Origin of the sequence: Bradyrhizobium glycinis (assembly GCF_016031655.1) — a bacterium.
Lineage (GTDB): Bacteria > Pseudomonadota > Alphaproteobacteria > Rhizobiales > Xanthobacteraceae > Bradyrhizobium > Bradyrhizobium glycinis.
The window spans coordinates 237944-261037 of sequence record NZ_JACCHQ010000001.1 but is presented as its reverse complement, the minus strand read 5'-3'; the positions used below and the strand labels follow the sequence as shown (position 1 = coordinate 261037).

The following is a 23094-nucleotide window of genomic DNA, read 5'->3' as shown; positions in this document are numbered from 1 at the left end:
ATCTATTCGCTCCGGCTTGCCAGCGCGTTCACGGCAGCAACCGTGATCGCGGAGCCCCCGAGGCGGCCTTCGACAGTCAAGGCAGGGGCCGGCGGATCGGCCATCAGCGCGGCCTTGGATTCGGCCGCGCCGACGAAGCCGACGGGGCAGCCGATGATCGCCGCCGGCCGCGGGCCGTCGCGATCCTCCAGCATGTTGAGCAGATGGAACAGCGCGGTCGGTGCATTGCCGATCGCGACGATCGCACCATCGAGATGCGGCCGCCACAGTTCCAGCGCCGCGGCCGAGCGCGTGTTGCGCATGGACTGCGCCAACGCGGGCACGGCGGGATCGCCGAGCGTGCAGATCACGGCATTGGCGGCTGGAAGTCTTGCACGCGTAATGCCTTCGGAGACCATGCGCGCGTCGCACAGGATCGGCGCGCCCTTCTGCAAGGCCGCGCGCGCGGCTTTCGCCATATCAGGCGTGAAGCGGATATGCGCTTCCAGGCCGACCATGCCGGCGGCATGGATCATCCGCACCACCACCGGCTCCTCGTCCGGCGTGAAGCGTGCAAGATCGGCCTCGGCCCGGATGGTGGCGAAGGATTGCCGGTAGATCGCCGCGCCGTCGGTCTCGTAGGTGTGCATCAGTTCCCTCCGACTAGGATGGAGGGATCGCTGACGATGTCGGCGCCGCTCAGCCCGCGCAGCACCGGCGCGTCCCGGGTCGAGCCGTCGCGGACGAGATCGAACCCGGCGCGCGTCGCGATCAGCGTGACCGCAGAGTTGCCGGAATGGGCGCAGCCCTTGCCGCAGCCGGAGACGTGCAGCCGCGCATCGGCAGGCATGCGCGGCGCCAGCGCTGCCGCGAGCGCGCGCGTATCGGCATGGGCTTCGCGGCAGCGCGGCGCACCGCTGCAGGCGATGACGCGCAGCGCCGGATCATAGGGCTCGCTGATCAGCCCCGCCCCGCTCGGGATCTCGCGCTTGCCCTCGCTCAGCACCATCCGCCACGGCGTCATGCGCAGCGCATGGCCGCAAGCAGAGAATTGATGAAGCGTCGCGTGCAGCATCTGTCCGAACGCGACACCGACCATCGCGCCTTCCGGATAATGTCCAGGCCGCACCGCGGCCATCACCGGCGCCGGCTCGGTCTCGCCACGCAACGATTGAGGCAACACGGCGCCGGATGCGATGTGGGCTGCCATGCGCCCACGCCCGCCCTTCGCGCCGCCGGAGATGAGGAACCAGCTTGCGAGCGCCAGCGCCGCGCTCACGGCCTGTCCGCGCTCGACGGAGCGACCGAGCCTGGCACCATCGGCCCGCACCAGGAGACCGCCCGCGCGGTCGCGCTCGATGCGGATGTCGGCGGAATCTCCAGCCAGAACCCGCGACCGCCCGTCGTCGATGGCGAAGCCGAACTTGGTGGGCAGCGCGAGGCCGGAATCGGCAAGCGCCTCCTCGAGCTCAGCGGCAAGCGACTGTGTTTCGTCGCCGCGGCTCCAGAACGGCGTCACCAGGATGTTGCGCCTGGCTTCGATGTCGGCGTCGGGATCGAGCAATGCCAGTCGCGCAAGGCCATCGAGCAACGGCCGATGGCCATCCTCCTGGACGCCCCTGATCTGCAGATTGGCCCGGCTCGTGACGTCGACCAGACCATTGCCGAAGCGCTCGGCGAGTTCCGCAAGCCCGGAGATTTGCGGCGCTTCAAGGCGGCCGCCGAACGGACGCACGCGCACCACGAGCCCGTCGCCCGATTGCATCGGGCGCAGCGCACCGGGACACCAACCCTTGACTGTGGCCGCGCTCATGAGGCCTCCCGCAGCGCCGCCGCGATCGAATTGCGGCGGGTTCGCCAGAGCGAGGCTTCGTGCAGGCGCGCGAAGCAGGTTTCCATTGCGGCGAGTGCGGACGGATTTTCGCGCGCCATGAAGGCACGGACGTCGTCGTTGCCGAGCGTCGCGTCGTAGTAGAGATCGAACAGATGCGGCGGCACGGCGCCGGCGAGATGCGCGAAGGCGGCCATGTGCTCCAGCGTCGCGGTGATCTCGGCGGCGCCGCGAAAACCGTGCCGCATCATGCCGGCGATCCAGGCCGGATTGGCCGCGCGTGCCCGCACGACACGCGAGATCTCCTCCGTCAGCGTCCGCGCATGCGGCTCGCCGGGCCGTGTTGCATCGAGATGATAAAGCGACGGCGCGCCTGCCTCGAGATGCGCGGCTGCCGCAGCAACACCTGCCTCGTGCGCCGCATAATCGGCGGCGAGCAGCAGATCGGTTTCGGGCAGGTCCTGGACATGGACAAAAGCGTCGGCGGACTTAAGACGCTGTTGAATACCTGCGCGATCCGGCTGCATCGCGCCATCGGCAGAGAACGCCCATGATGATGCCGACAGCCAGGCTTCGCCTGCGGCCTCGCGCGTCTCCGGCGTGAAGGCATCCGGGATCGCCGAGAGACCGACGCCGTATTGTCCTGGCCGCGGCGCGAACACGCGGGACGCACGGTGGCGATAGGGATTCTCGTCGCCCTCCTCGCCGCGCGCGGCGAGCGCCTCGGCCGCGGCTTCGAACAATTGCGCGAGCCCTGCGAAGACATCGCGGAACAGGCCGGATACGCGCAGCGTGACGTCGATGCGGGGGCGGCCGAGCTCAGCCGGCGCGATGATGTCGTAACCGGTAACGCGGCCGGACGCATGATCCCAGCGCGGCGCGAGGCCGGCCAGATGCAGCGCCATCGCAAACTCTTCGCCTGCGGTGCGCATCGTCGCCGAGCCCCAGAGGTCGATGACGAGGCCCTTCGGCCAGTCGCCATGGTCCTGCAAGTGGCGGCGCAGCAGCTCTTCGGCGAGTTTTATCCCCTGCGCATGCGCCGACGGCGTCGGCACCGCGCGCGGATCGACGGCAAAGAGATTGCGCCCGGTCGGCAGCACGTCCTGGCGGCCGCGATACGGGGAGCCCGAGGGTCCCGGCGCAACGCGTTTGCCGGCGAGCGCGGCACGCAATGCGTCGCGCTCGGCTTTGCCGCAGGCACCGCGGCCGAACACGTGCAGGCCGTCGCCGAACTGGCTTTCCTTGAGATCGCAGACGAAGCGGTCGATCCGTGGGATCGCTTCGGCCGGTGCTGCCGAGGCATCGAGACCGAGATCGTCTTCGAGACCCGCCGCACGCGCTTCATCGCGGATCGCCGCGATCAGCCGCTGGCGACGGGCGGGATCGAGACCGTCAGCGGTCGAATATTCATCGAGCAGCCGTTCGAGCCGACGCAAACCTTCGGGCACCGCGGAAGTTTCCAGCGGCGGCGGCAAATGGCCGATGGTGACGGCGCCGATGCGCCGCTTGGCCTGCGCGGCCTCGCCGGGATCGTTGACGATGAAGGGATAGATGACGGGCAGATCGCCGATCAGCGCTTCTGGCCAGCACGCTTGCGACAGCGCCACGGATCTGCCGGGCAGCCATTCCAGCGTGCCATGCGCGCCCATATGCACGACGGCATCGATCCCCTGCTCGCGGAGCCAGAGATAGAACGCGACATAGGCGTGGCGCGGCGTGCGGGCGAGATCGTGATAATCGGCATCGCGCGTGGCCGCATCGCCGCGCTCGGGCTGAACTGCGATGACCGACTGGCCGCATTGAATCGCGGTGAAGTGGAACGCGCCGTCGCGGCAGCTCGGGTCGTTTTCCACCGCGCCCCATGCGCGCGCGAGATCCTCCTGCAAGGATTGCGGCAAGCGCGACAGCCCCGCGCGATAATCGGCAACGCTCCAAGCCAAACTCTGCTTCAACAGCGTCTCGCCGAGTGCATGGACTGGCGCAACATCGAAGCCGGCATCCGCCAGATTGGATACCAAGGCCTCCACTGAAGCCAGTGCATCGAGCCCGACCGCGTGCGCGATCTGGTGCGGCCGACCCGGATAATTCGACAGCACGATCGCCAGCCGTTTCTCACCGACCGGCTTCTCCGCGAGGCGCCGCCAAGCGGCAATGCGCGCGGCAACGGCGTTGACGCGCTCCTCGTCGGGCCTGTGCACCAGATGCGAAAACTGCAAATCTGGATCGCGCATCCCGGCCGATTTGAAGCTCACCACGCCGGCGAACAGGCGGCCGTCGACCTCCGGCAGCACCACGTGCATCGCGAGATCGCCGGGCGACAGGCCGCGCAGCGATTCCGCCCAATCCTCGCGCCGCGCCGTCGAGAGCGCGACCTGGAACACCGGACAGGACGCGGCATCGAACGGTGTCGTGCCATCATCGCCCAGGGCCGAGAACGCTGTCGCATTGACGATCGCGGCCGGAGGATGTTTTGCCAGATGCGCGCGTAACCAGCCGGCAACGCCTGGCGCCTTCAGCGAGGTGACGAACACGCCGTAGGCGTCAAATCCCTTCTCGCGCAGCGCGGCGATCAGGGCGTCGACCGGCCCCGTATCGGCGGCCGTGAGATAGGAGCGATAGAACGTCACGAGCGCACGCGGCTTGCCCTCGCCGCCCGCCGGCGCGGCAATGACGCCGCGCGCGGGATCATAAAATCCCATCTCGGGCACGGTCATCTCGCCGATGACCGGGCCGGCATAGAGGCCTGAGGCCAGCGCGAGCTGCGCGATCGCGGCTTGCGCGGCGACCGGGCCACCGGTGTCGCAGAGCACCTTGAGTCGGCGCAGCGTCGAGACCGGCAGGGTCGAGTACGCATCCAGCCGCGTGTCGTCGCGGCCGTCCGCCGGCAGCACGGCGAGCACGATTTTGCGGTCTTTCGCGAGTTGCTGGAGCGCCGCGAGCCCGTACGCCCAATAAGATTCCCCGCCGATCAGGCGCACCAATATGCCGCGCGCCTGCGACAGCGTGCGCTCGATGTAGGTGTCGACCGACAGCGGATGCCGTAGTTCGGCGAGATTGGCGAGCCGCAGCGACGGTAGGCTGCCCCGGCCGCGCCGCCAGCCGGCGGCGAACGCGGCAAGGTCGGAATCCGAATACGAGAGCACCACGAGATCGGCCGGGTCCTGGCCGATGTCTCTTGGCGTCGCGGTCTCCTCGAGACCGCGGCTCTCGCGGAAGACGACGTGCATCAGATACCAAGTCCTGCCTTGATAGCGGCTTCGTCGATATCGCCATGCTCGCCGATCACGACGAGCTTGGACTGCCGGTGACCCGCGCCCCATGGCTTGTCGAACTGGTGGCGCACGCGCTCGCCGACCGCCTGCAGCAACAGGCGCATCGGCTTGCCCGTAACCGCGATGTAGCCCTTGGCACGCAGCACGTTCTGCTCGCGCGCCAGCTTCTGGACCGATGAAATCAGCGCATCGACGTCAGCAACCTCTGGAAGGTCGATCACGACCGAAGCAAAGTCGTCGTGCTCGTGCTCCTCCTCGCCATCATGATGGGAGGGCCGCGCGGCGAGATCATTCTCGGCCGCCGCGCCGAGGCCGAGGATGACGCGCGCATCGATCGCACCGTCGGTGACGGGCAGCATAGGCACGCGGCGCGGCATCTCGGCGGTGATCGCCGCCTTTGCGGCTTCGATTCCCGCGGAGCCCGCAAGATCGGCCTTGGTCAGCAGCACGATATCGGCACAGGCGATCTGGTCCTCGAACACCTCCGACAGCGGCGTCTCGTGGTCGAGATTGTCGTCCGCCGCGCGCTGCGCTTCCACCGCAGCCGGGTCCGGCGCGAAGCGGCCGGCCGCAACGGCCTCTGCATCGGCGAGCGCGATCACGCCGTCGACCGTGATGCGCGAGCGGATCTCCGGCCAGTCGAACGCCTTCAAGAGCGGCTTCGGCAATGCCAGGCCCGAGGTCTCGATCAGGATGTGATCGGGCCGCACCGGGCGCGCCAGCAATTGCTCCATGGTCGGAATGAAATCGTCGGCCACCGTGCAGCAGATGCAGCCATTGGCGAGCTCGACGATGTTCTCCTCCGGGCAGTTAGCATCGGCGCAGGACTTCAGGATCTCGCCGTCGACGCCCTCGCTGCCGAATTCGTTGACGAGCACCGCGAGCTTCTTGCCGCCGGCATTGCTGAGAAGATGCTGGATCAGCGTCGTCTTGCCGGAACCGAGGAAACCGGTGACCACCGTGACCGGGACTTTTGCGAGCGAGTTCATTCAGCGGCCTCCGGCACGACGGTAACAGGGGGAATGCGGGCAAGCGATTGCTTGCGGAAGATTTCGGGACGGCTACGCCATGGCACGATTCCGTCCGGCGCGGCCGCGTAGGCCGCGGCGCCCGCGACCACGTCCTGCGCATTGGCATCGGACAGGCGGCCATAGACATAGGACCAGCGGCCCGGCGCGCTGAGCGCGACCGAGCAGCCTTGGCTGCAGGCCGACAGGCATTCGACGGGAACCACGCTGACGCCGTCGGGCACGCCGGCCTCGAGGATAGCGCCATGCAGGCGCTTGCCGGGCGTCGTCTCGCCCTCGCCAAGCGTCTGGCCGGCTCGGCAGGTGATGCAGACGTGAAGTGTGACGGTCATTCGCCTCTTCCAGGATAAACAGCGGGAGGCGATGAGGCGCACGGACCATTCTCCTGAAGGCCCGCTTCCCCGTCGCGGAACACCCCGTCCGCCGGTCCAAAACTCGTCCGCGCTGGCAGGTCTCCCGGCTTGCGGAGCAGAGCTTTCGCCCTTCGATCCCCGCCTTCCCGATCCCAAAAGGAATCAGTGGCTTCGGGCATCTCTCCGGTCACGGTCGCGGGGGCGGCTGCAGTTTGGATCCAGATCTTGCGGATTCGGACCCTATCGCATTCCCTCTTCGCCTGTCATAGGACAGGAACCAACGCCGGGCCACCATTTGCCGGTGGCCGCCACTTGTCAAGCCGAAGGACCGGGCCCCATGACACCTGAACCGGATACCCAAACACCCGAGAACACCGACATCAGGCACGCCCAGAAAATGGCGAAGAAGAAGGCCGCCCGCGACAAGATCATGGCGACCAAGAGCGGCCAAAAGGGCCTCATCATCGTCCATACCGGCGCAGGCAAGGGAAAATCCTCCTCTGCTTTCGGCATGATCGTCCGCTGCGTCGCGCATGGCTTCCCCTGCGCGGTGGTGCAATTCATCAAGGGCGCCTGGGATACCGGCGAACGGCGCCTGCTCACCGGCCATTTCGGCGATCTCTGCCAGTTCCACGCGATGGGCGAAGGCTTCACCTGGGAGACGCAGGACCGCGCCCGCGACATCGCCGCCGCGCGCGCGGGCTGGGAGAAGGCCAAGGAGCTGATCCTCGACGAGCGGCTGCGCATGGTCGTGCTCGACGAGATCAACATCGCGCTCCGCTACGATTATCTCGACATCGCCGAAGTCGTCGGCTTCCTGACGACGCAAAAGCCTGCGATGACACATGTCGTGCTCACCGGGCGCAACGCCAAGGACGAGCTGATCGAGATCGCCGACCTCGTCACCGAGATGACGCTGGTCAAGCATCCGTTCCGTTCCGGCATCAAGGCACAGGCCGGCGTCGAGTTCTAGATTCGATGGCACGCGCATTGATGATTCAGGGGGCCGGCTCGGACGTGGGCAAATCGCTCATCGTCGCCGGCCTCGCGCGCGCCTTCACGCGCCGTGGCCTGCGCGTGCTGCCGTTCAAGCCGCAGAACATGTCGAATAACGCCGCCGTCACCGTCGACGGCGGCGAGATCGGCCGCGCCCAGGCGCTGCAGGCCCTCGCCGCCGGCGTCGAGCCGCACACCGACATGAACCCTGTGCTGCTCAAGCCCGAGACCGATGTCGGCGCGCAGATCGTCGTGCACGGCAAGCGCATCGCGACGGCCCGTGCGCGCGACTACGCGGCCATGAAGCCATCGCTGATGGGCGCGGTGCTGGAGAGTTTTGAGCGGCTAAAGGCGCGGGCCGATCTGGTGCTGGTCGAAGGCGCCGGCAGTCCGGCCGAGGTGAATTTGCGCAAGTCCGATATCGCCAATATGGGCTTCGCGCGCAAGGCGGATGTGCCGGTCGTGCTGGTGGGCGACATCGACCGCGGCGGCGTCATCGCCCAACTGGTCGGCATCAAGACGGTGATCGACCCCGCCGATGCCGCAATGATCTCTGGCTTCATCATCAACAAGTTCCGCGGCGATCCGACGCTGTTCGACGACGGCTACAGGCTGATCGAGCAAAAGACCGCATGGCGTGGCCTCGGCGTGCTGCCCTGGTTCACGCGTGCCGGCGAGCTGCCGGCTGAGGATGCGCTCGGCCTGCGCGACGCGCGCAAGCCGGGCCAATGCAAGATCGCCTGTCTCGCGTTGTCGCGGATCGCCAACTTCGACGATCTCGATCCGCTCAAGCTCGAGCCAGGCGTCGATCTTGTGATGGTGCGGCCGGGCGAAGCGATCCCGGGCGATGTGCGTCTCGTCATCATTCCCGGCTCCAAATCCACCCGCGGCGACCTCGCCTTCTTGCGCGAACAGGGCTGGGACATCGATCTGCTCGCGCACCACCGCAGAGGCGGCCATGTGCTCGGCCTCTGCGGCGGCTATCAGATGCTGGGGCGTAGCGTCGCCGACCCCGAAGGCATCGAGGGACCTGCAGGCGATACGCCGGGCCTCGGGCTTCTCGATGTCGAGACGGTGATGAGCCCGCAGAAAACCCTCACGCGTGTTGCGGCCGTGCACGCGGCGACGGATCGGCCGATCCAGGCCTACGAGATCCACATTGGCCGCACCGACGGCCCGGATCGCGCCCGCCCCTTCGCGACGCTAGGCGGCCAGCCCGAAGGTGCCGTCTCGCGCGACGGACGTGTGCAGGGCAGCTATCTGCACGGCCTGTTCACGTCGGATGATTTCCGCAAGGCATACCTCGCCAAGCTCGACATTCCCGCAGGCGACGAGCCCTATCACGCCAGGGTCGAGAGCGCGCTCGACGCCCTTGCCGATCACATGGAAAAGCATCTCGACGTCGAAGGCCTGCTCGCGCTAACCCGCTAGAGATGACTTTAGGTTGAATCGATAGCCGCGGCTGGTTCACCTCTCCCGCTTGCGGGAGAGGTCGGCGCGAAGCGCCGGGTGAGGGCTTTCTCCTCTTGGAGATTGTCCCGTTGCGGAAACACCCTCTCCCCGACCCTCTCCCGCAAGCGGGCGAGGGAGCGCACCGTCGTTGCCGCGATCAAGCCCACGTTCACAATGCTCGGCTGAGGCGCGCCCATTCGGCTTCGCTGCCGGGAAGCCCGAGGCGCAGCCATGTCGGCTGCTGCGCGAAGACGCGGGACCAGATGTGGGCGCGCGCGAGCTTGTCTTGAGAGGCCCGCGCGTCAGGGGTTTCATACAAGCGAAACAGCGGCGTGCCGCCGATGAGCCGCCAACCTTGTGAATGCGCCATCGCGTCGAGACGAACACAATCGCGCGCGAGCCGCGCCGACGTTGCCGCGGCCCAGGCCTCATCGCGCAAGGCACGGCAGCCGATTTTGATCGCCGCGCCCGAAACAGGCCATGGACCCGACATCGCGGCAAGCCTGTCGATGTCGGCGGCATCACCGATGGCGAAGCCGAGCCGCAGGCCGGCCAAGCCATAAAACTTTCCGAAGGAGCGCAGGATCAGCAGGCCCGGCCGATCCGCTTCGGCTGCAAGCGACAATTGCGGAACGGCATCGGCAAAGCTTTCGTCGATCACGAGACGGCCGACGCGCGGCAGCAACGCGAGCAGATCCTTGCGCGAATGGCACCGCCCGTCTGGATTGTTGGGATTGACGACGATGGCGAGGTCCGCCCCCGCCAGCGCATCGAACTCCGCAACCTCCTGAACGTCCCAGCCCGTGGCCGATAGAACTCCGGCATATTCATTATAGGTCGGCGCGAGGATACGCGCGCACCCGGTCGCCGCGAGTTGCGGCAACAATTGGATGGCGGCCTGTGCACCACCCACAGCAACAACCGGCGCGCTCGTGCGATAGGCCTGCTGCGCGGCTCGATGCAGAGCCTCGATCTCGGCGCGCGAGGGCAGCGCGCTCCACGCGCGCGCGCTCACCTCGGCCACGGGATAGGGCAGCCGGTTGATGCCGGTCGACAGGTCGATCCAATCCTCCGCGCGGCCGCCAAACCGCTGCCGGGCCTGATCCAGATTTCCACCGTGCTCGCGCATGCCCCGTTCTTTCACGCGAAAGCCAGGATCGCAAGCACGCCTGCGACCAGCAGCATGGCGCGACGGTGGACGGTCAGCGCCTCCGCGATGTCAGCGGCGCGCGGATCGCGCGCGCCTTCGTTCAGCCAGGGCTCGTCGGTCGCGCTGCCGTGATAGATGCGGGGACCGCTGAGCCGCACACCGAGTCCGCCCGCCATCGCCGCTTCCGGCCAGCCGGCATTGGGCGAGCGATGACGGCGCGCATCGCGCGTCATGCACGCCAGTGCCTCCGACCGCTGCGGTGCCAGCAGCACGAACAGGAATCCGGTCAGCCGCGCCGGGATGAAATTGGCGACATCGTCGATGCGCGCCGCCGCCCAGCCAAAGGCTTTGTGGCGTTCGCTGCGGTGGCCGATCATGGAGTCCAGCGTGTTGATCGCCTTGTAGCCGAGGATACCGGGCAAGCCGAACAGCGCGCCCCAGAACACCGGCGCGACGATGCCGTCGGAGGCGTTTTCGGCAAGGCTCTCGATCGCAGCGCGCGCGATGCCGGCTTGATCGAGGCTTGCGGGATCGCGGCCGACGATGCGCGAGACCGCTTCGCGCGCCGCGGCGACGTCGCCGGCCAGCAAGGGCGTGGCCACCGCAGCCACATGATCTTGCAGCGAGCGCAGCGCGACCAACGGCCAGGCCAGGATGCCAATCAGCACGATCTGGATCCAACCCGACGGAAACAGCGATTGCAGCGCCCAGCCGAGTGCCGCGGAAAGCGCGATCACCGCAAGCGCGCCGGCGACGCCGGCGGCTCGACGCAAAGCCGGCGGATCGGACGCGCGATTCCAGGCGGTGTCGATGGCGGCGATCAGCCCGCCGAGCCAGGTGACGGGATGGCCGATCCGCGCGAACAGCCACGCCGGCCAGCCCAGCAGGGCATCCACCGCCATCGCCACCACCATCGCGCCCGCAAAGTTCACATCTAGCTCCTGTGCCGCCCCTGTTGCGCAAGACGGCGGCCGAGCGCAAGCCCCTCGCCGCCTGATTTCGGCTTTGTCTTTGGCCGCGTTTGATGATTAGTGCTCATCGCAGGAGACCTTCATGGCCGTCATCTTGATCACCGGTGGGGCGCGATCGGGCAAGAGCACCCGGGCGGAAGCGCGCGCGCGCAGCTGTCCCGGCCAGCCCGTCTACATCGCGACGGCCGAGGCGCTCGATGGCGAAATGCAGGAACGCATCGCAAGACATCGCGCGCGCCGCGGAAGCGATTGGATCGAGCGCGAGGTGCCGCTCGATCTCGTGCCCGCGCTGCTCGCAACCGAAGGCGGCGGCGCAAGGCTCGTCGATTGCCTGACGCTGTGGCTCTCCAACCTGATGCATGCGGCGCGCGATTGGGAGCGAGAGGTGAGAGAGCTCGCCGACGCCCTGCCCCGCCTCGACAGCCCCGTGGTCTTCGTCACCAACGAGGTCGGCCTCGGCATCGTGCCCGACAACGCGCTGGCGCGCAGCTTCCGCGATGCCGCCGGGATCATGAACCAGGTCATTGCCGGTGTCGCCGACGAGGTCGAGTTCGTGGTCGCCGGCCTGCCGATGAAGCTGAAATGATGCCGCGCGCCGAAATCTTGCGAGACGCCGTCGCCGATCTCCGCATCGCTGCATCGTTCGTGACGATCCTGCCCCTGGGTCCGCCAAAACCCGCCGGTGACGGCGCGATCGCGCGCGCGACCTGGGCGCTGCCGGTCGCGGGACTGCTGGTCGGCCTCGCCGGCGCCCTCACTTACAAGATCGCCATTCGCTTCGGACTGACGCCGAGCCTTGCCGCTCTGCTCGTGCTGGCCACCACCGCCCTCATCACCGGCGCGCTGCACGAGGACGGCCTTGCCGACACCGCCGACGGACTCGGCGGCGGCCGCACCCGCGAGCGCAAGCTCGAGATCATGCGCGACAGCCGGATCGGGACCTATGGCGTCTGCGCACTCATCCTGTCGTTCGGCCTGCGCTGGGGCGCGCTTGCGACGATCGCAAATCCATGGGCCGTCATGCTCGCGCTGTGCGCGGCGCACGCTGCTGCCCGCGCCGGCGTGCCCGCCTTCATGTCGCTGGTGCCGCCTGCGCGACCGGATGGGCTGTCGGCCAGCGTCGGGGCGCCGCCCGGCCGCAGCGTGGCGATCGCCTTCGCACTTGGAACGCTTGCGCTTGCCCTGGCGTTGGGGCCGGGCGAGGCGCTGGCCGGCCTGATCCTGCTGTCGCTGGCCGGCCTGCTGCTGGCGCGGCTTGCCATCCGCCAGATCGGCGGGCAGACCGGCGACATTCTCGGCGCGTTCGAGCAGACGGGCGAGATCCTGATCCTGCTGGTCGCCGCGTCCTTCCAGATGGGGCGATGACCTCATGGTCGAGTTCGACGACACCTTCCGCCAGCACTTGCGCGAGCTGTTCGTCTGGCGCCGCGACGTGCGCCGCTTCCGCAGCACTCCATTGCCGCAGGGTGCGATCGATCGCCTGATCGAGACCGCCTGCCTCTCGCCTTCGGTCGGCCTCAGCCAGCCCTGGCGCTTCGTCGTCGTCGAAGACGCTGCACGTCGCGGAGCGATCACCGAGGATTTCAAGGCGTGCAACGCCGACGCCTTGAGTTGCTATTCCGGCGAGCGCGCGGCGCGCTATGCCACGCTGAAACTGTCGGGCCTCGAACAGGCGCCCGGCCATCTCGCCGTGTTCGCCGACAAGGCCAGCGACATCGGCCACGGCCTCGGCCGCGCGACCATGCCTGAAACGACGGAATATTCCGTGGTCGCCGCGATCACTGCGATGTGGCTCTCCGCGCGTGCCGAGGGCATCGGCCTCGGCTGGGTATCGATCCTCAATCCGGATCGCATTCACGCCATCCTCGACGTGCCGTCATCGTGGAAATTCATCGCCTATCTCTGCATCGGCTATCCCGAGCTCGAGTGCGACCGGCCCGAGCTGGAACAGGCGAAATGGGAGCACCGGCGAAGCGTGGACGCGTTCACGCTGCGCCGCTAGTGGGTGCGAACGAACGTTCACATGCGCCTTTGGTCGATTGCGCAGCGATCCCGCACCGGCTCGGCCAGCACGCCACGATCGCCAGGAAAGGCGCTTCCGCCGTCGCGCTCGCCCGCGATCAGGCCTTCGATGTCATCCTGATGGATCTGCACATGCCCGACATTGACGGCGTCGAGGCGGCCTCGCGGATCGGCTGGTCGAGCGGAAAGATCAATCCTTACGTCTCCAGCCGTTCTTCAGCAGATTGCCCGGCCGGCAATGTGTCTTCCGACCGGGCCAACGCGCCACGCAAAGGGATCAACTGCCTTTGTGCGGAATCTGATAGCATTCGCTGTTCACGAGCCCGAAGTTTTGACGACGAGCTTTATATTTAGCAGGTTGACGCCTTTGAACGGGTTCGGTGCGCTTTCGATTGTTCCCGTACCCGTGGCGTTCGCATAAGCACCTGTGCCGGACAGGATGGTGTATTCGCCCGTTGATTTGCCGTCTTTGGCCGAACCAGTGTAGCGCGCCGTGATCGAGCCCTCCTCGAACGTGTAAGTGCTATAGCCGAAGAAGGGACCCGACCCTTTAAGCAAGTCCGAAGTATTCACGAACTCTTTCACTCCGATACGGCCATCGCTGAAGACGGCAACCCCAAAGAACTTACCGGACACAACAGTCTGTCCTTCGACGTTTGCGGCCTCGATCACCTTGAGGTCGATCGGCTTCGTGATCAGCTTGAACTCAAGCACCCGCTCGCCGGCGACGGCAGGTGACGCCGCGACGGCCAATGCCAGACCCGAAAGGAAAAAGGTGAGAGACTTCCGCATAGGCTCCTCCTTCGCTTGTTGACATCAAGTCGAGAAGTGCCGGCGAGCCACACATCGTGCCGCCGCTTTTCGCTGCGGCATGCAAGAGAGCCCTCGGCGACGCCCCGGCAGCGGCTGAAGCTCTCTGGTCCTAAGGCGCGAAGCCGGGACGCAAGTATGAGTCCGAGCGATCGGAGGAAAGTTCAGGTTTCCCTTGCGGTATAATAGTGTCCAACCATCTGGGTGCTGATATCGGCGATCTCATCGAGCTGACCAAAACCTGCTTCGAACGCGCTCTTCGCCGTCTGGCCCAAGCTCGACCTGTCTTACGCTTTCCGGCAAGATCACTGACCTCTTCCCTCTAGCGGGTCGCGCTGCGCCCGGCGGCTTCGTCCACGTCGCGCCCAAACCGCTCCACCAGGAAATCGATGAACAGCCGCACCTTCACCGACAGGTGCCGGGTCGGCGGATAGACCGCATAGAGCGCGAGCGGCGGCGCCGAATAACCATCCAATACCGTCCGCAGCTCTCCCTTCTTCAACGCATCGGCCGCAATGAACTCCGGCAGCAGCGCCAGGCCCCTGCCCTTGATGGCGACGTCGCGCAGCACCTCGGCATTGTTGACGCAGAGCGACCAGGCCGGCTGGATCCAGTGATCGCCGTCGCGGCCTGTGAGCTTCCACTGATTGCCCGTGAGCAGGAAGCCGTAGGTCAGCGAGGCATGCTCGCGCAGATCCTGCGGATGCTTTGGCGTGCCGTGCCGGGCGAGATAGTCCGGCGAGGCGCAGATCATGCGCGCGACCGGCATGATCTTGCGCGCGATCAGGCTGGAGGATTCCAGCTCCGCGATCCGCAACGTCACGTCAAAGCCGTCCTGCACGGGATCGAGCAGATCGTCGCTGAGCACGATCTGCAGCTGAAGCTCCGGGTAACGCGCCATGAAATCGGCGAGCACCGGCCCGAGCCGCATCGTGCCGAACGACATCGGCGCGTTGACGCGCAGCAGCCCCCGCGGCGCCGATTGCGCCTGCGTCACCGCCTGGTCCGCCGCCTCGATTTCCGAGAGGATCACGACCGCGCGCTCGAAATAGCGCTGGCCGTTCTCGGTCGGGCTGGCGTGCCGCGTGGTGCGGTTCAGGAGCTGGACGCCAAGGCTCTCCTCGAGGTCGGCGATGTATTTGCTGATCGCCGAGCGCGACAGCCGCAGCTGCCGGCCGGCCTCGGCAAAGCTGCCGCTTTCCACCACCTTCACGAAGGCCCGGAGGCTGCCGAGCTTATCCAAGGCGTCGCCTCGTCGATTGTTTCCAAATCGTAGACATAGCCGTCATATTTGCATGGATTGTCTCCAATCCAAAGCGGAACGATATTTCCGGCCAGAGCAAGACCGCTCCCCGAATCCTGGAGGACGACCATGTCTGGACTGCACCATGTCACCGCGATCGCCGGCGATCCCATCCGCAATTTCGGCTTCTACACGCGGGATCTCGGCCTGCGCTTCGTCAAGAAGACGGTCAATTTCGACGATCCCGGCACCTACCATTTCTACTATGGCGATGAGACCGGCCGCCCCGGCACCATCCTGACCTTCTTTCCCCGGGCTGGCGTCTCGGCCGGGCGCCGCGGCGTCGGCGAGACCCACCAGACCGCCTTCCGCGTGCCGCAGCGCTCGCTCGGCTATTGGACCCAGCGCTTCACCGAGAAGGGCATCGCGTACGAGGCGCTGGAGAAGCGTTTTGGCGAGTCCGTGCTGCCGTTCACCGATCCTGACGGCATGGCGCTGGCATTGGTCGGCGTCCCCGGTGCCGAGAACGAGCCGGGCTGGAGCAATGGCGACGTGCCGGCCGAGCACGCGATCCGCGGCTTCCACGGCGTCACCCTGCTGCTCGACAGCGCGGCGAAGACGGCGGCCGTCCTCACCGACGTGTTCGGCTTCAAGGAGACCGGGCGCGAGGGCTCGGTGATCCGCTTCAAGGCGCCTGGCGACGCCGAAGGCAGCGTCGTCGACATCTACGAGGCCAAGGGATTCTTGCGCGGGCACCAGGGCGGCGGCTCGGTGCATCACATCGCCTTCCGCGCGGCCGACGATGCCGAGCAGGGCCAGATGGCGCAGAAGCTCGTGAGCAATCACGGCCTGCACCCGACCGAGCAGCGCGACCGCAACTACTTCCGCTCGATCTACTTCCGCGAGCCCGGGGGCGTGCTGTTCGAGATCGCGACCGACATCCCCGGCTTCGCCGTTGACGAGCCCGTGGCGAGCCTCGGCCGCGACCTGAAGCTGCCTGCTTTCCTCGAACCGCACCGCACGCAGATCGAGGGCGTTCTGCCGAAGCTGGAAGAGACCGCGTCATGACCGAGACCGCATTCATCCATCGCTTCGAGCCCGCAGGCAACGCGGGCTCCCCTCCGCTGCTGCTGCTGCACGGCACCGGCGGCGACGAGAACGACCTGCTTGGGCTCGGCAAGATGATCTCGCCCGGCTCGGCCCTGCTCTCGCCGCGTGGCCGCGTGCTCGAGCACGGCATGCCGCGCTTCTTCCGCCGTCTGGCCGAAGGCGTGTTCGACGAGGAGGACGTTGCCCGCCGCGCGCACGAGCTCGGCGACTTCGTCGCGGAAGCGCGGCAGCGCTACGGCATTGCCGCGCCGATCGCGGTCGGGTTCTCCAACGGCGCCAACATCGCGGCGGCACTGTTGCTGCTGCAGCCGGACGTGCTTGCCGGCGCGATCCTGCTGCGCGCTATGGTGCCGTTGTCGGATCCGCCCGAGGCTGCGCTCGGCGGCAAGTCGGTGCTGCTGCTCTCCGGCCAGGCCGACCCGATCGTGCCGGCGAGCAATTCGGCACGACTCGCAGCGTTGCTGTGGCAAGCAGGTGCGAGCGTCACCCATAAGGTGCTGCCGGCAGGCCATCAATTGTCGCAGGCCGACGTGACGCTCGCTCGCGACTGGATCAGCGAGGCCGACGCCCGGGCCGCATGATCGAGCAGCGGCGCATCGTTTAAACAATGCGCCGCTGCCATCACTCGAACCAGCCGCGCCGCTTGAACCAGATCAGCGGCAGCAGGCCGCTCGCGATGATCGCGAGCCAGGCCAGCGGATAGCCGAAGGTCCAATCCAATTCGGGCATGTGCTTGAAGTTCATGCCCCAGATACCGACCATGATGGTCGGCGGCACGCCGACGACCGACACGATCGTCAGGATCTTGAACAGCTCGTTCTGCTGGATGTTGATGAAGCCGAGCACGGCATCGAGCAGCAGCTGGATCTTGTCCGACAATCGCGTCTCGTAATCGCTGAGCGAGACGACGTCCTTGGACACGGCCTCCAGGCGCTTCTTCGACGACGCCGTGATCCACTCGCTGCCGACGTCGCCGGCAAACGCGGCAACGCGGCCCACCCCGAGCAGGACATCGCGCGCCTTGGCGAGCCGGTCGGCCAGCTCGCCGAGATTCTCCAGGGCCTCCCGCATCCTGCGGCTGGAGCGCACCGGGCGCTGGGTGCGCACCAGGCCACCCTTGAAGACCCCCCGCGAAAGCTGATCGACCTTGCTGCCGAGATGCTCCAGGACATCGGCACCGCGATCGATCATGGCCTCGAGCAGGCTGACGAACACGCACATGCCGTTCTCCAGGCTGTCATCGGAGCCGACGCGCTTGCCGGTCTCGTCGAAGATCGGCAGCTCTGCAAAGCGCACCGTCACCAGCACGTGCGGACCGATGACGAAGCCTACGGGCGTGATCTCGGCTTCGTTGGCCTCGGTGACCCGCACCGCGGGCGAACTGAGATAGAGCGTGCCGCGGTCGAAGATCAGGCGGCTCGACGCCTCAATCTCGCTGAGCGAGTCTTCGGTGGGAATGCGGATGCCGAGCAGCCGTTCCACGAACTGCTTTTCCTCGTCGGTGCCGTCGAGGAGATCGGCCCAGATGATCTCCGAGGGCATCTCTGCGCCGATGCCGTGCCAGTCGTCGGACGGCCACCTGTAAAGTCTGAGCAAGAACCGAACTCCGTGGCCGCCTCGTCATGCCGGATGGCGCATGTCTCTCACCCGCCGACTAACGCATGAGAGTTCCAAACGTTCAAGACCTCCAAGTGACAGCTGTATTCACGCCCTCTTCACCGATGCTTCCGGGGAGCTCGGAGATACCCATCGGAACACGGTCGAGCGATGCACGTTGAACGGACGCGCGGGTGATCCATGGATACGCGTAGTGCATCCCGACATGACGACTTTCCTGGGTGTTGAGGCCTGCGACTTGACCGCCGCACTGCCGGCGGCCGACGCGATCCTGTTCGGCGCGTCGGATGCCACCCCGTACGTTGCCGGTCAGACCAGCCATGCCTCTCAAGCGCCGGACGCCATCCGTCGCGCGCTGCGTCACTATGAGAGCGACCTCACCCGTTGGGATTTTGACCAGGACGCCGAGTTGCTCGATCCGAGCAAAACGAGGGTCTTGGACGGTGGAAACGTGCCGACCGACCCAATGACGCCGGAGAGCAACCGTGATGCGATCAGAGCCGCCACGCAAGCCGTCCTTTCGGTTGGCGCCGTTCCGATCCTCCTGGGCGGCGACGACTCCGTCCCGATCCCGTTCTTCAAGGCGTTCCAGGAAAGCAAGGGACTGACCATCCTGCAGATCGACGCCCATCTTGATTGGCGTGATCAGCGCCACGGGTCGGGCTATACCTTCTCCAGCACGATGCGGCGCGCCAGCGAACTGCCCTGGGTCAAGCGCATCGTGCAGGTCGGCTTGCGCGGCATCGGCGGCTCCGGTCGTGCCGAATTCGACGATGCAAAGGCGTGGGGCGCCAAGATCTTCACGGCAAGACATGTCCAGCGTTACGGCATCGCAAGCGTGCTCGACGCGATCGTTGATGACGGCGAGTGCCTGATGACCATCGATTGCGACGGTCTCGATCCATCGGTCGTCCCGGGCGTGCTCGTCCCACAGCCCGGCGGCCTATCCTATTTCGACGTGGTCGATCTCATACGAGGCGTCGCGGCAAAGTCGAGAATAATCGGCCTGGACATCGTCGAATATGTTCCCGAACGCGACGTGCAGAACCTCGGAGCGATTGCGATCGCGCGGATCATCTGCAATGCGCTGGGTTGTGTTGGGGGGCGGGCCGCATAGCTGCTAGAGCTTCCGCTAAGCGCAGTCACGACGGCTGGCCCCACGCCGTGTTCGGGGCCAAAACCTCTCTCTCGCCCCTACAGGAGGAGGGCTGTCGCATATGAATCGCGGCGGCGGCCTGCCCGGGTCGGCAATCCGTCAGGGACGTTGCGCATGACGGTGCCGACGCCGATCGGCCGCTTCTTCTTCCGTGAGATCTTCGCCGAATACACCCGCCGCTATCCTGATGTCCGGCTGGACGTCAGTTTCACCGAACAGTTTGTCGACCTGATCGAAACTGGGACCGATCTTCCGATACGGATCGGGAGCCTCAATTCGAGTTCGTTGGTGGCGCGGCGGGTGGGCACCATTAAGCGCCTGCTGGTGGCGGCGCCCGGGCTGCTTGCGCGTCATCAGGTCCGTTCGCTGCCGGATCACCTGCGCCGCATGCCCTGCGTCACCTACTCACGCCTGTCGCAGAAGAATCAGTGGATGTTCGAAACCGGCCGTTACGTCGTGGACATCGCGCCGGCGATGACCTGCGACGATGCGGACGTGATGACGCTGGCCGCATTGGAGGGGATAGGCGTCGCGGTGCTGCCCAACTGGTGCACCGTGGAGCACATCGCGGCCGGCCGTCTCGTCCATGTGCTGCCCGACTTCGTCGTGCCGCCGCTGCCCATGCATGTCGTCTATCCCGATCCGCAATGGATGTCACACCGGGCGCGACTGTTCCGCGATCTGATCATCGAACGTGCGGACGTCTTTGCGCCCACTGATCGCTTTCGAAACGCTGATCTCGCCCCTTCGGCAACCACGGAAACTGGCTCGCTCCGTTGAGTGTTCGACGTCTGGAAAGGATCACAGGCGGTAGTCGAGGTAAGCACGGCTCCGCGTCCGGTCTACCCCTGAGGGCCAACATTGCCATAGCCTCAGCATTGTTCGGCTCAGGGCCAATTGCTGCCGTCATGTACTTGCGCACAGTTGATTGTGCTGTGTACTCCGCGTACACTCCGGGTTGCGGTGGCTGGGGGACCGGATTATGAAGTGCAAGAGCGCGACGATTGGGGCATTCCTGGCTGTTGTCGCCATACATGCATGCGCAACGAGGGCGGAAACACAAGAGAGCCAGGCGTCGGTCTGGCCCACAAACATGTGGGAAGTCTCGACGCCGGAAGAACAGGGGATGGACTCGCGCGCGGTCGCCCGCTTGATCGACGATGTCGGCACCTACAAGCAGGACAGCGTGCTGATTGTCCGGAATGGCAAGATCGTTGCCGACGCCTATTTCGCGCCCTACGTCGCCGGAATCAGGCATGACCTGCGCTCGGTGACCAAAAGCTTCTTGAGTACCGTGATCGGCGTCCTGGTGCAGCAAGGAAAACTGGAGAGTGTCGACCGTCCGGTGCTCGATTTCTTCCCGGACAGGATCATTGCCAATCTCGATGACCGCAAGAAGGCAATCTCGGTTCAAAACCTTCTCGACATGGCCTCTGGCATCGATTGGGTGGAGCGGGTTTACACACCGGACGAATCCCTTGCCAGGATGTACGCGAGCCCGGACCCGACCGGGTTCGTGCTCGACCAGCCGATGTCCGATCCACCAGGAGAAAAGTTCTATTACAAGGGCGGCGATACGTATCTCCTCTCTGCGCTGGTCAACAAATTGACCGGGCAGAACGCGCTTGACTACGCCAGAAAGGAATTGTTCGCCCCGCTCGGCATTACCGATGTCCGCTGGGCGCCCATCGATAAGCAAGGCATCGTGACCGGTGAGGCCGGAATGCGACTGACCCCTCATGACATGGCGAAGCTCGGCTATCTCTACCTGCGCGACGGCCTGTGGGATGGAAAGCGGATCATCCCGTCCGCCTGGGTTGACCGGGCGAGGAGCGGCAAGCTTGTGACCAATTTCGGCAAGTACGCAAATTTGTGGTGGTCGATTCCGGAAAGAGATGTGTTCATGGCGTTGGGGCGGCACGGCCAGGCGATAGTCGTGTTCCCGAGACTCGATGTCATCGCCGTCCTGACCGGCGTCGTGCCTGACAACGAGAAGCGCTACCCCGTGTCTGCGCTGATCGAGCGCATCCTTGGTGCGGTCCGGTCGGATCGACCGCTGGCGCCCGACCCCGAAGGCGAGGCGGCTCTAAAGGCATCTCTGCTCAAAGCGGCGACCGAAAAGGCGGCGCCCCTTGGTACGGCCTCGGAACTGGTGGACAGGCTGTCCAGCAAGACCTGGCGCTTTGCCGATAATAAATTGCGCATCAGGGCGGTCGGTCTGAAGCTGGCAGGCGAAAATCCTACGTTCGAGCTTACGGTTTATCCCGAGAATTCGCCTGACCGGGATATCTTCCTGCCGGAGCCTGTCGGGCTCGATGGCCGTACGCGCACCAAGCGCACCAACTATGCCGTAGTCGCCAACAGGGGGAACTGGCAGGACAGTCAGACCTTCGCGCTCGAGCGCCGCTTTTTGGGCAACGGCGAAATGGTGTACTGGACCTTTCGCTTCGAGGGCGATCAGCTTAATCTTCGATTCAGAAACACGGATGGATACGAAATCGAGCTGCGTGGCGAACCAGTGAACTAACATTGATTGAAGCGGCCCACCACGTACGTCAGCTCCGGGTCAGAATGCGAAGAACCCAAGCCGAGCAAATCTCGTCCGCTCTGACGCAGCGAGCGGACCTCCGTCGCCCGAGCGCAATTTCGCAGATGGGCCAAAAGCGGAAATCAGGTGTTTAGCCTCATCTCGTACTTCACGCCGCTGTCGCCGATCACCGAAAACCCCAACCTTTCGTAGAGTCGCCTTGCGGGATTGCTTTTGAGAACTGTCAGAAGAACCGGCTTGGCCGTCGCTCTCCAAGCCGGCAATAGGCCTCGCAGGACCTCTGTGCCGATGCCACTACCTTGCTGATCCGGCGCAATGAAGAATTGAAGTAGATGGACGTCTGTGTGGCTCTCTTGAACTTGAAGCCAGCCGACCTCCCTGCCATCGACCGCGACGATCCTGACCTCTGACAACTTCCACAGTGTGGCAAAACTAGCCCGTTGCTTGGCTTCATCCCACACCATGAGTTCTTGGGTGTAAGGCCGCATTGTCGATAGATACAGTTCGAGCGCAAACTGGTAGTGCGCTGCGGTCGCAGCATTTAGCTGGATGCTTCTGTCCATGTTCGGCACCGTAGCACTTGCTTGCCTCCAAAGTCAGCTTTGGGTCAACAGCGCCCTTTTGAGCGGCGGTGGGGCGCTTCCGCTTTGCCCCGACCCCGGACATCTCGCCCCAACGGGCTAACGGAAGCGATGGGCCATAAGCAGAAGAACTTTCGCTGGTAGTGGCGCATGAGACAGGTCATCATTGGCTTTGCATGACCCGGCTCTTTTGCAACATATGGTCCAAAATTGTGATCGTCGAAGGGATCATGGGGTCCGGCAAGTCGACGACCGTACGGCGAATTGCTGATCGGTTGAAGGCTTCCGGTGTGTCCGCCCTCGGCATTACCGAGGGCACCAGCCCACATCCGATCCGCTTTGATTGGGACGTGCCATGGGAGGACATGCCGGCAACGCATCTGGCGAAGTCAGCCGCTGCGCGTTGGAGTGCCTACGCCAATTCTGCCGCGACGTCGGCGAGCATCACGGTTGTCGACGGACAGCTTTTCCATGGGAATTTAACGTCGCTGTTTCTGCTTGATGCCGACATCGCCCTGATCCGCAGCTACCTTCGTGAGGTGGTAGCCACTATCAAGCCGCTACATCCTTTGCTGATCTACTTTCATCAAGACGACGTTGACCGAGCGATTAGAAGGATTTCCGCTGAGCGGGGGGACTCATGGGTGACATATCAGGTCAATTGGAAGCTGACGTCGCCGTACGCCGTTAGGCATGGCTACGCCGGTCTTGGGGGACTCATCGAGCTCTATCGTGATTACCGGCGGCTTACCGACGGTCTCTACGCGGAGCTCGACATCCCGAAGATCAGCATCGAGAACTCCGGAATGGAATGGGCGAAGTATGAAGAGACCATAGTTTCCGTCTTGGTGAACCCGGCCAGCGACGGGGGCAGCAATTCTTGATCGCTCTATGACTGAGCCAGAGAAGGTGCTTGCGTGCTGAGCGAGTGGCGACAGGCGGCGCTGGTCTGCTCCGGGTCGCAAAGCGCCCTTC

Annotated in this window: 21 protein-coding genes, 2 pseudogenes and 1 riboswitch; of the genes and pseudogenes, 12 read left to right on the top strand and 11 right to left on the bottom strand. The window is 65.4% G+C overall.

The window, feature by feature from the left end; translation table 11 throughout:
* Positions 1-2 precede the first annotated feature (2 nt).
* Genes HZZ16_RS01195 through HZZ16_RS01175 form a run of 5 tightly spaced genes read right to left on the bottom strand, consistent with a single transcriptional unit; the run spans position 3 to position 6442 of the window.
* Positions 3-632 (bottom strand): precorrin-8X methylmutase, encoded by a 630-nt coding sequence (locus HZZ16_RS01195; protein ID WP_197947253.1) that lies wholly within the window; start codon positions 630-632, stop codon positions 3-5.
* Complete coding sequence (cobG, locus tag HZZ16_RS01190) at positions 629-1792, bottom strand: precorrin-3B synthase (RefSeq protein ID WP_197946640.1); 1164 nt, start codon at positions 1790-1792, stop codon at positions 629-631. The genes HZZ16_RS01195 and cobG overlap by 4 nt, the downstream gene beginning before the upstream one ends.
* A complete protein-coding gene (gene cobN, locus HZZ16_RS01185) occupies positions 1789-5037 on the bottom strand; it encodes a cobaltochelatase subunit CobN (RefSeq protein ID WP_197946639.1) in 3249 nt (1082 codons plus the stop codon). Before cobN ends, cobG begins: the two co-directional genes overlap by 4 nt.
* Positions 5037-6071 carry a cobalamin biosynthesis protein CobW gene (cobW, locus tag HZZ16_RS01180; RefSeq protein WP_197946638.1) on the bottom strand — a complete coding sequence of 345 codons (1035 nt, stop codon included), beginning with the start codon at positions 6069-6071 and terminating at the stop codon, positions 5037-5039. Before cobW ends, cobN begins: the two co-directional genes overlap by 1 nt.
* Entirely contained in the window at positions 6068-6442 is a 375-nt protein-coding gene (locus tag HZZ16_RS01175) for a DUF1636 family protein (protein WP_197946637.1), read from the bottom strand. The genes cobW and HZZ16_RS01175 overlap by 4 nt, the downstream gene beginning before the upstream one ends.
* A gap of 97 nt (positions 6443-6539) precedes the next feature.
* A riboswitch (cobalamin riboswitch) is annotated at positions 6540-6760 on the bottom strand.
* 40 nt (positions 6761-6800) lie between these two features.
* Here HZZ16_RS01175 and cobO point away from each other — a divergent pair.
* Entirely contained in the window at positions 6801-7436 is a 636-nt protein-coding gene (cobO, locus tag HZZ16_RS01170) for a cob(I)yrinic acid a,c-diamide adenosyltransferase (protein ID WP_197946636.1), read from the top strand.
* Between the two features lie 5 nt (positions 7437-7441).
* Complete coding sequence (locus tag HZZ16_RS01165) at positions 7442-8890, top strand: cobyric acid synthase (protein WP_197946635.1); 1449 nt, start codon at positions 7442-7444, stop codon at positions 8888-8890.
* A gap of 190 nt (positions 8891-9080) precedes the next feature.
* On the opposite strand, the gene cobD is transcribed toward HZZ16_RS01165, so the two are convergent.
* Both cobD and cbiB read right to left on the bottom strand, forming a co-directional pair.
* Positions 9081-10040, bottom strand: a complete 960-nt coding sequence (cobD, locus tag HZZ16_RS01160; RefSeq protein ID WP_197946634.1) for a threonine-phosphate decarboxylase CobD — start codon at positions 10038-10040, stop codon at positions 9081-9083.
* Positions 10041-10051: 11 nt separating this feature from the next.
* Positions 10052-10993, bottom strand: coding sequence for an adenosylcobinamide-phosphate synthase CbiB (gene cbiB, locus HZZ16_RS01155; RefSeq protein WP_311973578.1), 942 nt, complete (start codon positions 10991-10993; stop codon positions 10052-10054).
* Positions 10994-11114: 121 nt separating this feature from the next.
* Between cbiB and cobU the strand changes: the two genes are divergently transcribed.
* From cobU to HZZ16_RS01135, 4 genes and pseudogenes are all read left to right on the top strand, one after another.
* Positions 11115-11618: a bifunctional adenosylcobinamide kinase/adenosylcobinamide-phosphate guanylyltransferase gene (gene cobU / locus HZZ16_RS01150; protein WP_197946633.1), complete on the top strand. Its 504-nt coding sequence runs from the start codon at positions 11115-11117 to the stop codon at positions 11616-11618.
* On the top strand, positions 11615-12397 hold the full coding sequence (cobS, locus tag HZZ16_RS01145) for an adenosylcobinamide-GDP ribazoletransferase (protein WP_197946631.1): 783 nt from the start codon (positions 11615-11617) through the stop codon (positions 12395-12397). The genes cobU and cobS overlap by 4 nt, the downstream gene beginning before the upstream one ends.
* Before the next feature lie 4 nt (positions 12398-12401).
* The gene (gene bluB / locus HZZ16_RS01140; protein WP_197946629.1) at positions 12402-13034 is read left to right on the top strand and encodes a 5,6-dimethylbenzimidazole synthase; all 633 of its coding nucleotides are present in this window, start codon (positions 12402-12404) and stop codon (positions 13032-13034) included.
* A gap of 44 nt (positions 13035-13078) precedes the next feature.
* Positions 13079-13228, top strand: a pseudogene (locus HZZ16_RS01135) (response regulator); the annotation flags it as partial.
* A 141-nt stretch (positions 13229-13369) separates the two neighbouring features.
* Here the strand turns inward: HZZ16_RS01135 and HZZ16_RS01130 are convergent.
* The gene (locus HZZ16_RS01130; RefSeq protein WP_197946627.1) at positions 13370-13846 is read right to left on the bottom strand and encodes a hypothetical protein; all 477 of its coding nucleotides are present in this window, start codon (positions 13844-13846) and stop codon (positions 13370-13372) included.
* A gap of 340 nt (positions 13847-14186) precedes the next feature.
* Entirely contained in the window at positions 14187-15107 is a 921-nt protein-coding gene (locus HZZ16_RS01125; protein ID WP_197946625.1) for a LysR family transcriptional regulator, read from the bottom strand.
* A 129-nt stretch (positions 15108-15236) separates the two neighbouring features.
* On the opposite strand from HZZ16_RS01125, the gene HZZ16_RS01120 reads away from it, so the two are divergent.
* Positions 15237-16175 carry a ring-cleaving dioxygenase gene (locus tag HZZ16_RS01120; RefSeq protein WP_197946624.1) on the top strand — a complete coding sequence of 313 codons (939 nt, stop codon included), beginning with the start codon at positions 15237-15239 and terminating at the stop codon, positions 16173-16175.
* A complete protein-coding gene (locus HZZ16_RS01115) occupies positions 16172-16798 on the top strand; it encodes an alpha/beta hydrolase (protein ID WP_197946623.1) in 627 nt (208 codons plus the stop codon). The genes HZZ16_RS01120 and HZZ16_RS01115 overlap by 4 nt, the downstream gene beginning before the upstream one ends.
* A gap of 40 nt (positions 16799-16838) precedes the next feature.
* On the opposite strand, the gene HZZ16_RS01110 is transcribed toward HZZ16_RS01115, so the two are convergent.
* The gene (locus tag HZZ16_RS01110; RefSeq protein ID WP_197946622.1) at positions 16839-17813 is read right to left on the bottom strand and encodes a magnesium transporter CorA family protein; all 975 of its coding nucleotides are present in this window, start codon (positions 17811-17813) and stop codon (positions 16839-16841) included.
* A 178-nt stretch (positions 17814-17991) separates the two neighbouring features.
* Between HZZ16_RS01110 and HZZ16_RS01105 the strand changes: the two genes are divergently transcribed.
* From HZZ16_RS01105 to HZZ16_RS01095, 3 genes and pseudogenes are all read left to right on the top strand, one after another.
* On the top strand, positions 17992-18951 hold the full coding sequence (locus HZZ16_RS01105; RefSeq protein WP_246509908.1) for an arginase family protein: 960 nt from the start codon (positions 17992-17994) through the stop codon (positions 18949-18951).
* 117 nt (positions 18952-19068) lie between these two features.
* Positions 19069-19770: pseudogene (locus HZZ16_RS01100) on the top strand (substrate binding domain-containing protein); the annotation flags it as partial.
* A 202-nt stretch (positions 19771-19972) separates the two neighbouring features.
* Positions 19973-21517 (top strand): serine hydrolase domain-containing protein, encoded by a 1545-nt coding sequence (locus HZZ16_RS01095; RefSeq protein WP_197946621.1) that lies wholly within the window; start codon positions 19973-19975, stop codon positions 21515-21517.
* Between the two features lie 143 nt (positions 21518-21660).
* Here the strand turns inward: HZZ16_RS01095 and HZZ16_RS01090 are convergent, their stop codons facing one another.
* Positions 21661-22101: a GNAT family N-acetyltransferase gene (locus HZZ16_RS01090; protein ID WP_197946620.1), complete on the bottom strand. Its 441-nt coding sequence runs from the start codon at positions 22099-22101 to the stop codon at positions 21661-21663.
* A gap of 194 nt (positions 22102-22295) precedes the next feature.
* Here HZZ16_RS01090 and HZZ16_RS01085 point away from each other — a divergent pair, with 194 nt between their 5' ends.
* Positions 22296-23003 (top strand): P-loop NTPase family protein, encoded by a 708-nt coding sequence (locus HZZ16_RS01085; RefSeq protein WP_197946619.1) that lies wholly within the window; start codon positions 22296-22298, stop codon positions 23001-23003.
* Positions 23004-23094: the final 91 nt, after the last annotated feature.

What these genes read in the sequence shown, in the direction of transcription:
- cobG (WP_197946640.1), bottom strand. Translation starts at nt 1,792, where the DNA reads ATGAGCGCGGCCACAGTCAAGGGTTGGTGTCCCGGTGCGCTGCGCCCG.
- cobN (WP_197946639.1), bottom strand. Translation starts at nt 5,037, where the DNA reads ATGCACGTCGTCTTCCGCGAGAGCCGCGGTCTCGAGGAGACCGCGACG.
- cobW (WP_197946638.1), bottom strand. Translation starts at nt 6,071, where the DNA reads ATGAACTCGCTCGCAAAAGTCCCGGTCACGGTGGTCACCGGTTTCCTC.
- HZZ16_RS01175 (WP_197946637.1), bottom strand. Translation starts at nt 6,442, where the DNA reads ATGACCGTCACACTTCACGTCTGCATCACCTGCCGAGCCGGCCAGACG.
- cobO (WP_197946636.1), top strand. Translation starts at nt 6,801, where the DNA reads ATGACACCTGAACCGGATACCCAAACACCCGAGAACACCGACATCAGG.
- HZZ16_RS01165 (WP_197946635.1), top strand. Translation starts at nt 7,442, where the DNA reads ATGGCACGCGCATTGATGATTCAGGGGGCCGGCTCGGACGTGGGCAAA.
- cobD (WP_197946634.1), bottom strand. Translation starts at nt 10,040, where the DNA reads ATGCGCGAGCACGGTGGAAATCTGGATCAGGCCCGGCAGCGGTTTGGC.
- cobU (WP_197946633.1), top strand. Translation starts at nt 11,115, where the DNA reads ATGGCCGTCATCTTGATCACCGGTGGGGCGCGATCGGGCAAGAGCACC.
- cobS (WP_197946631.1), top strand. Translation starts at nt 11,615, where the DNA reads ATGATGCCGCGCGCCGAAATCTTGCGAGACGCCGTCGCCGATCTCCGC.
- bluB (WP_197946629.1), top strand. Translation starts at nt 12,402, where the DNA reads ATGGTCGAGTTCGACGACACCTTCCGCCAGCACTTGCGCGAGCTGTTC.
- HZZ16_RS01130 (WP_197946627.1), bottom strand. Translation starts at nt 13,846, where the DNA reads ATGCGGAAGTCTCTCACCTTTTTCCTTTCGGGTCTGGCATTGGCCGTC.
- HZZ16_RS01120 (WP_197946624.1), top strand. Translation starts at nt 15,237, where the DNA reads ATGTCTGGACTGCACCATGTCACCGCGATCGCCGGCGATCCCATCCGC.
- HZZ16_RS01115 (WP_197946623.1), top strand. Translation starts at nt 16,172, where the DNA reads ATGACCGAGACCGCATTCATCCATCGCTTCGAGCCCGCAGGCAACGCG.
- HZZ16_RS01095 (WP_197946621.1), top strand. Translation starts at nt 19,973, where the DNA reads ATGAAGTGCAAGAGCGCGACGATTGGGGCATTCCTGGCTGTTGTCGCC.
- HZZ16_RS01090 (WP_197946620.1), bottom strand. Translation starts at nt 22,101, where the DNA reads ATGGACAGAAGCATCCAGCTAAATGCTGCGACCGCAGCGCACTACCAG.
- HZZ16_RS01085 (WP_197946619.1), top strand. Translation starts at nt 22,296, where the DNA reads ATGACCCGGCTCTTTTGCAACATATGGTCCAAAATTGTGATCGTCGAA.